The organism is Variovorax sp. 01T439_2, from assembly GCF_056398445.1.
In genome coordinates this window covers 1-4,397 of record NZ_JBFTPJ010000488.1, presented here as the reverse complement: position 1 = coordinate 4,397, position 4,397 = coordinate 1, and the positions used below count along the sequence as shown (strand labels likewise).

Below are 4,397 nucleotides of genomic sequence, written 5' to 3'. Positions count from 1 at the left end.
GGCCAGCAGCGACTGCCAGTCGCCGTGGTTGCGGCCGTCGGCCAGGTGCAGGTCGCGGCCCGAGGCGCGCGCCTTGTCCGGACTCGACGACAGCGCGCCGGCCACGAGCTCGATCTGCCCGTCGAGCGCCATGGCGTTGCGGTGCACGGCGCCGATGAAGGCGTCGCGGCCGCCGCCGACCATGGCGCAGCGGAGCTTGCGGGGAGGTGTATCGCTCATCAATATCCTCGATGGTCCTGGGTCACTGTCCCCTCTCCCTCCGGGAGAGGGCTAGGGTGAGGGCATCGGCGCTTGCGAGCACATGGCCTCGGCCATCGCCGCTGGCCCTCACCCCAACCCTCTCCCCGAGGGGAGAGGGAGCAAGGCGAACTCAGAACGGCGAGTTCGGGTGGTAGAAGTCCTTGGCGTTTTCCTTGGTGATCAGCACCGAAGGAATGATCGTGGTCGCAGGCAGCTTCTCGCCCTTGAGCCGCGCCTCGGCCGTGAGCTTGATCGCGTCGTAGATGAACTTGGGCGAGTAGCTCACGTCGGCGCCGATGCGCTTGTCCTTGCCGTCCATGATGGTCTTGACCATGCCCTTGGCGCCCGCGCCGCCGAAGATGATCTTGATGTCGTCGCGCTTGGCCTGCTCGATGGCCTTGAGCACGCCCACGGCCATGTCGTCGTCGGCGGCCCAGATGGCGTCGATGTTCTTGAAGCGCGTGAGGTAGTCCTGCGTGACCTTGAAGGCGTCGTCGCGGTTCCAGTTGGCGTACTTGGCGTCGAGCAGCTTGATGTCCGGATAGTTCTTGAGCACCGCGTTGAAGGCATCCATGCGCTCGTTGTCCAGCGTGGTCGCAATGCCGCGCAGCGCCACCACGTTGCCCTTGCCGCCGAGCTGCTTGGCGATGTACTCGGCCGGAATGCGGCCGAAGGCGGTGTTGTCGCCGGCCACGTAGGCGTCCTGCGCGCTGGTATCGGTGAGGCCGCGGTCGACCACGGTCACGTAGGCGCCCTTGGCCTTGACCTGCGCCACCGGCTTGGTCAGCGCGGCCGACTCGAACGGAAACACCACCAGCGCATTGATCTTGGTGACGGTCGACAGGTCTTGCAGCTGGTTCGCCTGCTCGGGCGCGTTGGCCGCGGTCTTGATCGTGATCTTCAGGTCCTTGTGTTCCTTCTCCAGGTCCTTCTTCGCCTGGTTGGCCCAGTAGTTGATGCCGCCCATGAAGCTGTGCGTGGCCGCCGGAATCGAGACGCCGAGGTTCACTTTCTCGGCCGCGAATGCGGGCAGGCTCGAAAGCGCCGCGGCCGCCACGGCCGTGAGTGCGATGCGACGTGTGAAGAAGCTTGTCATGCTGGATGTCTCCTTGTGGTTGATGAGTGATGAAGAGAAGGAACGAAACACGAGCGCACTAGCGGCGCCCTCTTTGCAGGAACGCGACGATGATGATCACGAAGCCCTGCACCGCGGCGTTGAGGTACACGCTGATGATGCTGGTGAGGTTCAGGATGTTGCTGATGACCGAGAGCAGGATGGCGCCCACCACGGTGCCCGTGATGCTGCCCGCGCCGCCCTTGAGCGCGGTGCCGCCGACGATCACCGCGGCAATCGCCTCGAGCTCCCACAAGAGGCCCGTGGTCGGCGATGCGGAGCCCAGGCGCGGCACGTACAGCAGCGTGGCAATGCCCACGCACACGCCCAGCAGCACGTAGGTAAGGATCTTCACGCGGTCCACGTCCACCGCCGCATAGCGCGCGACCTGCTCGTTGGAGCCGATGGCCTGCACATAGCGCCCGTAGGCCGTGCGGTTCAAGATGACGCCGCCGATGATCGCGACGATCACGAACACCCACACCGGCACCGGAATGCCCGCCAGGCTTGCGTAGTACACCGGCGCATAGAGGTCCGACAGGTCGTTGTCGAGCGTGAGCGCGCCGCCGTCGGCAAAGTACGTGAGGTAGGCGCGGAAGATGCCGAGCGTGCCCAGCGTGACGATGAAGGGCTCGATGCGCCCCTTGGTGATCAGGAGCCCGTGCGCCAGGCCGAACAGCGCGCCCAGCACCACCGCGAGCACCGCGCCCATCACCACCGCCATCAATGGCGAGCCCGAGGCCGGACCGGCCCAGTTGATGAACATGATCACGCTGCCGGCAATGAGTGCCGCCATCGAGCCCACCGACAGGTCGATGCCGCCCGAGATGATCACGAAGCACATGCCCACCGCGATGATGCCGATGAAGGCCGTGCGCGTGAGCACGTTCATCGCGTTGTCGACGGTCGCGAAGTCGCTGTTGAGCAGCGTGCCGCCGATGCACAGCAGCACCAGGCCGATGACCGGGCCGAGCCCGTGCAGGTGCTCGGTCCAGCGCGGCTTGCCCTCGCTGCGGTGTTGCGCGGCTTCAGGCTGCGGCATGGGTGTCTGCTGTTCCGGTGGCATGAGCGATGAGCTCCTCTTCAGTCAAGTGGTCGGCGTTGAGCGTGGCAACCAGGCGGCCCGCGCGCATCACCGCGACGCGGTGGCACAGGCCGATGAGTTCCATCAGCTCCGACGAGACGACGATCACCGCGAGCCCTTCGCGGGCGAGTCGCTGGATCAGAAAGTAGATGTCGCGCTTGGCACCGATGTCGACGCCGCGCGTGGGCTCGTCGAGCACCACCACCTTCGGTTTGGGCTGCAGCACCTTGGCGAGCGCGAGCTTCTGCTGGTTGCCGCCCGAGAGCGATGAGGCGCGCACGTCGAGCGAGCCGGTGCGGATGCCGTAGTCCTTCACCGCCTCGGCCAGCGCGCCGCGTTCGGCGTCGGGCTGCAGCCAGGGCTTCGCATAGCGTTCGAGCGCCATCAGCGTCAGGTTCTGGCGCAGGCCGAAGTTCACGTGCAGGCCCTTGCCCTTGCGGTCCTCGCTCAGGTAGGTGAGACCGTGCTTCGCGGCGTCGCGCGGATTGCGCCAGCCCTTGTGGTGCGGCACCGGCCTGCCAAGCATCTCGACCTCGCCGCTCGCGGGCCTGAGGCCCAGCAGGCCTTCGAACAGCTCGGTGCGGCCCGCGCCCACCAGCCCCGCGAAGCCGAGGATCTCGCCGGGGCGCACCTCGAAGCTCGCGTCCTGCGCCCAGCCGGGCACGCTGAAGCTGCGCACGCGCATGGCGGGCGCATCGGCGGCCACCACCAGGTCGCGCGGCGGGTACAGGTCGGCCAGCTCGCGGCCCACCATGAGGTTGGCCATCTGCTGGCGCGTGAGCTCGGGCGTGGGCGCACGCGCCACGAAGCGGCCGTCGCGCATCACGATCACCTCGTCCGTCACCTGCTCCACTTCGTCGAGCTTGTGCGAGATGTAGACGATGGTCACGCCATCGGCGCGCAGCTGCGCAATGAGCTTGAAGAGCCGTTCGGTTTCGCCCGGGGTCAGCGTTGCCGTGGGCTCGTCCATGACCAGCAGGCGCGCGCGGCGTGCAATGGCCTTGGCAATTTCGACGAGCTGCTTCTCGGCCACGATGAGCCTTCGCACCTTGGTGCGCGGATCGACCTGCAGGCCCACAGCGGCAAGAGCTGCCGCAGCGTCGCGCTCCATCGCGGCGTCGTCGAGCAGCCAGCCCTTCTTCTTCTCGTGGCCCAGGAAGATGTTCTGCGCCACGCTCAGGTCTTCGGCAAGGTTGAACTCCTGGTGGATCAGCACGATGCCCAGCGCCTCGGCGTCGCGCGAGCTCGTGAACTGCTGCGGCTGGCCGTTGATGCGCAGCGTGCCGCCGGTGAGCGGCTCGTAGCCCGACAGGATCTTCATCAGCGTGGACTTGCCCGCGCCGTTCTCGCCGAGCAGGCCATACACGCGTCCGGGCGCCAGCGAGAAGCTCACGCCGTGCAGCACCTGCACCGGGCCGAAGGCCTTCACCACGCCGTCGAATTCGACCGCCACGCTTCCCTTGCCTTGTGCTTCTGCGTTTGTCATGGCGCCACTCCGCGGACCTTCAGTGTCTCGTGCATCGCGAGCACGCCGGCACCCACCAGGCCGCCCTGCACGCCCAGCGGCGTGTACTGGATTTCCAGGTGCCGCGTCGAGAGCGCGAGCGAGCGCTGGTACACGCTCTGCCGCACGGCCGCCAGGAACAGCGGCCCGATGCGCGTGATGCCGCCGCCGATGAACACATGCGAGGGATTGAAGAAGTTCACCACCGACGCCAGCATCTGGCCGATGAGGTTGCCGGCGCGCTGGATGATGCCGTTGGCCGCGGTATCGCCGGCGCGGCTCGCCTGGCCCACGTCGATGGCATCGATGCGCCCGTGCACGCGCAGGCACTCGGCCAGCATGGCGCTTTCACCAGCCTCGGCCGCCTGCACCGCCATGCGCGTGATAGCCGGCCCCGCGGCCATGGCCTCGACGCAGCCGACGTTGCCGCAATGGCAGCGCGGCCCGTCCTGGTC

At 67.3% G+C, this 4,397-nt stretch carries 4 protein-coding genes and 1 pseudogene; all 5 read right to left on the bottom strand.

Annotated elements, in window-relative coordinates:
- A pseudogene (locus AC1DOC_RS21205) lies at positions 1–219 on the bottom strand (gfo/Idh/MocA family oxidoreductase); the annotation flags it as partial.
- 151 nt (positions 220–370) lie between these two features.
- A complete protein-coding gene (locus AC1DOC_RS21200; protein ID WP_015867624.1) occupies positions 371–1,336 on the bottom strand; it encodes a substrate-binding domain-containing protein in 966 nt (321 codons plus the stop codon).
- Positions 1,337–1,394: 58 nt separating this feature from the next.
- Complete coding sequence (locus AC1DOC_RS21195) at positions 1,395–2,396, bottom strand: ABC transporter permease (RefSeq protein ID WP_015867625.1); 1,002 nt, start codon at positions 2,394–2,396, stop codon at positions 1,395–1,397.
- Positions 2,383–3,924 carry a sugar ABC transporter ATP-binding protein gene (locus AC1DOC_RS21190; protein ID WP_015867626.1) on the bottom strand — a complete coding sequence of 514 codons (1,542 nt, stop codon included), beginning with the start codon at positions 3,922–3,924 and terminating at the stop codon, positions 2,383–2,385. The genes AC1DOC_RS21195 and AC1DOC_RS21190 overlap by 14 nt, the downstream gene beginning before the upstream one ends.
- Positions 3,921–4,397 (bottom strand): ROK family protein (locus AC1DOC_RS21185; RefSeq protein ID WP_478130428.1); only part of this gene is annotated, 477 nt, incomplete at its 5' end. The genes AC1DOC_RS21190 and AC1DOC_RS21185, both read right to left, overlap by 4 nt.